We start from the raw sequence: 3516 nt of genomic DNA, 5'->3' as shown, positions 1-3516 counted from the left end.
CCCGCGCGGCGGGCAGCGCCCCGTTGACCGCCCCCACCCCCTCACCACGCTCGTACAGGGTGCGCGCCAGCAACAGCGCGCACTCGGGCGACATCGGCAACAGGAACAGCGGGCGGGCGGCGAAAGGGGCCGTGCGCATGGCCACCCCGCGCACCTCGCTGCCCGAGCGGGCAACCGCGTACCAGTTCCTGGGATCCTGGGTGACCCCCTCGGCCAGGTCCACCACCGCGCGCTGGGCCACCGAGGCCACCACCGTCGACACGACCGGGTGCTCGGTGAGGTGCTCCCCCGCGACGTCGAGGAAGGCAGCGGGGTCGGCGTAGAACTCAAGCTCCATGGCGTCACGCTAGTCACCGCGTGCCCCCCGGGCTAACTCGTTTTCTCCGCTCGGAGCCACGCTCATAGACTGCGCGCATGACTGCCATCAGCCCCGAGCCCGAGTCCACGACGTCCGCACGCCGCGACGTCGTCGTACCCGACAAGGCCGTGCTCGAAGGGCTCGAGGCCACCTGGTCGGAGCGCTGGAAGACCAACGAGACCTACAAGTTCGATCGCTCGGCCGTGCGTGCCGACGTCTACTCCATCGACACGCCCCCGCCGACCGTGAGCGGCAGCCTTCATGTGGGCCACGTCTTCTCCTACACCCACCCCGACCTGATCGCCCGCTACCAGCGGATGAACGGCAAGAGCGTCTTCTACCCGATGGGCTGGGACGACAACGGCCTGCCGACCGAGCGCCGCGTCCAGAACTACTTCGGTGTCAGGTGCGATCCGACCCTGCCCTACGACGCCGGGTTCACGCCGCCCGAGCAGCCCGACAAGAAGGTGCAGATCCCGATCAGCCGACCCAACTTCATCGAGCTGTGCGAGCAGCTCGTCGAGGAGGACGAGCTGGTCTTCGAGTCGCTGTGGCGCACGCTCGGTCTCAGCGTCGACTGGTCGGAGAACTACACGACCATCGGACCGAAGGCCCAGCTGGTCAGCCAGACGGCGTTCCTGCGCAACTACGCGCGCGGCGAGGCCTACCTCCAGGAAGCGCCGACCCTGTGGGACGTCACGTTCCAGACCGCCGTCGCGCAGGCCGAGCTCGAGGCGCGCGACTACCCGGGTGCCTACCACCGGGTCGCCTTCCGCCGGGCCGATGGCGAGGCCGTGCACATCGAGACGACCCGCCCCGAGCTGATCCCCAGCGTCGTCGCGCTGATCGCGCACCCCGACGACGAGCGCTACCAGGCGCTGATCGGCACCACCGTGACCAGCCCGGTGTTCGGTGTCGAGATCCCGGTGCTCGCCCACCCCGCCGCCGAGCCCGACAAGGGCTCCGGCATCGCGATGTGCTGCACGTTCGGCGACCTCACCGACGTGATGTGGTGGCGCGAGCTCAACATGCCGGTCCGCACCGTGATCGGCCGTGATGGCCGGATCCTGCGCGAGACGCCCGAGTGGCTCTCGAGCGAGGCCGCCGCTGCGGCGTACGAGGAGCTCAAGGGCAAGACGACCTTCAGCGCGCGCGAGGTGGTCGTGGCGGCGTTACGCGAGTCGGGCGACCTCGACGGCGATCCCAGGGCCACCCAGCGGATGGCGAACTTCTACGAGAAGGGCGACAAGCCGCTCGAGATCGTGGCCACCCGGCAGTGGTACATCCGCAACGGTGGCCGCGAGGCCGAGGTGCGCGCCGATATGCTGGCGCGGGCGGGCGAGGTCACCTGGATCCCGAGCCACATGAAGCACCGATACGACAACTGGGTCGGCGGCCTGAACGGCGACTGGTTGATCTCGCGTCAGCGGTTCTTCGGCATCCCGTTCCCCGTCTGGTATCCCCTCGACGACGCCGGCGATCCCGACTACGCCCACCCGCTGCTGCCCCGCGAGGACGCACTGCCGATCGACCCGTCGACGCAGGCGCCCGAAGGCTTCGAGGAATCCCAGCGTGGCAAGCCGGGCGGGTTCATGGGCGACCCCGACGTGATGGACACCTGGGCGACCTCGTCGCTGACGCCGCAGATCGCGGGCGGCTGGCTGAGCGACGAGGACCTCTTCGCGCGCGTCTTCCCCTACGACCTGTGCACGCACGCGCACGACATCATCCGCACCTGGCTGTTCAGTCGGATCGTGCGTGCCCACTTCGAGCAGCACGCCTCTCCCTGGTCGCACGCGATGATCTCCGGATTCATCGTCGACCCTGACCGCAAGAAGATGTCGAAGTCCAAGGGCAACGTGGTCGTCCCGACCGAGATCCTCGACAAGTACGGCGCGGACGCGGTCCGCTGGCGTGCCGCGCTCGGTCGCCCGGGCGCTGACTCGCCGTTCGACGAGTCGCAGATGAAGGTCGGGCGCCGGCTGGCCATGAAGGTGCTGAACGCCTCGAAGTTCGTGCTGGGCAATGTCGGTGCCACGTCGCTCGACCACTTCGCCGTCAGCGAGCCGATCGACTGCGCGCTGCTCAGCCGCCTGGAGGTCGTCACCCGCCTGGCGACCGAAGCCTTCGACGCCTACGACTACACGACCGCGCTCGAGGTCACCGAGAAGTTCTTCTGGGAGTTCTGCGACGACTACCTCGAGCTGGTCAAGGAGCGCGCCTACGACGAGGACGGCGGCTCGGCCACCCAGTCGGCCAAGGCCGCGCTGGCCATCGCCCTGCACGTCCAGTTGCGCCTGCTGGCGCCCTTCCTGCCCTACGTCACCGAGGAAGTGTGGTCGTGGTGGCAGGAGGACTCGATCCACCACTCCGCTTGGCCGACGCCGGCCGACCTCGGGGCGGCCGCCGCAGCCGACCCGACCGCCATGTCCGCGGTGGCTGCCGCGCTGGTGGGGATCCGCGGCGCGAAGTCCACGGCGAAGGTCTCGATGAAGGCCGAGCTCTCGCGAGTGGAGATCACCGGACCGCCGGCCCTCGTCGCCGGCGTCGAGTCCGCCGCAGCCGACCTGCGCCGCGCCGGCAAGATCACCGGCGAGCTCGTGTTCACCCAGGACGAGAACGCCGAGGAGATCTCGGTCTCGGCCGAGCTCCGCGACGTGCCGGCGGGCAACCCGTCCTGACCTAGGGTCGCTCAGTCGTCGCTGGCGTGGGGCTCTGCGGTCGGTGTCCCGGTCGGCAGGGGGCTCGGCTCCGTGGCCGGCTGCGGGGTCGGCTGCGGGGTTTCGACGGAAGTGCCGTCGGCCTCGGGACCATCCCTCTCTGCCGCCTTGGCGGCCTGCTCAGCCGCCTTGTCGGCCTGCTCCGTCGCCTTGGCTGCGGCCTCTTCGGCCTCTTCGGCATCCTCGGCCGCCTCGTCAGCAGCCTGCTGCGCAGCCTTGGTGGACAACTCGGCGGCCTTCGCGGCGGCCTGGGTCGCCTTCTGCGTCGCCTTCTGCGCGGCCTTGACCGCCCTCGCCGCCTTGGCCGCGTCGAGCGCCGCCTGACGGGCCGCCAGCGTCGAGGCGTCCGCTGCGACGTCCTCGCCGTCGGTGTCGTCGTCCGGTGTCGGGATCGAGGGGGGCGGGACCGAGGGGGGCCCGGCGGGGCAGCGCGCAGAA

Annotated in this window: 2 protein-coding genes and 1 pseudogene; 1 reads left to right on the top strand and 2 read right to left on the bottom strand. The window is 70.2% G+C overall.

Annotation, left to right across the window (positions count from 1 at the left end):
• Window positions 1-337 (bottom strand): hypothetical protein (locus tag RMO85_RS06900; protein ID WP_310527923.1); only part of this gene is annotated, 337 nt, incomplete at its 3' end.
• 77 nt (window positions 338-414) lie between these two features.
• Here RMO85_RS06900 and valS point away from each other — a divergent pair.
• Window positions 415-3039: a valine--tRNA ligase gene (valS, locus tag RMO85_RS06895; RefSeq protein ID WP_310527922.1), complete on the top strand. Its 2625-nt coding sequence runs from the start codon at window positions 415-417 to the stop codon at window positions 3037-3039.
• Window positions 3040-3050: 11 nt separating this feature from the next.
• Here the strand turns inward: valS and RMO85_RS06890 are convergent.
• Window positions 3051-3516 (bottom strand): annotated as a pseudogene (locus tag RMO85_RS06890) (hypothetical protein); the annotation flags it as partial.

The sequence above is a fragment of the Nocardioides sp. genome, assembly GCF_031422975.1.
GTDB lineage: Bacteria > Actinomycetota > Actinomycetes > Propionibacteriales > Nocardioidaceae > Nocardioides.
The sequence above is the reverse complement of the archived record's forward strand: the minus strand, read 5'-3'. Positions and strand labels throughout refer to the sequence as shown.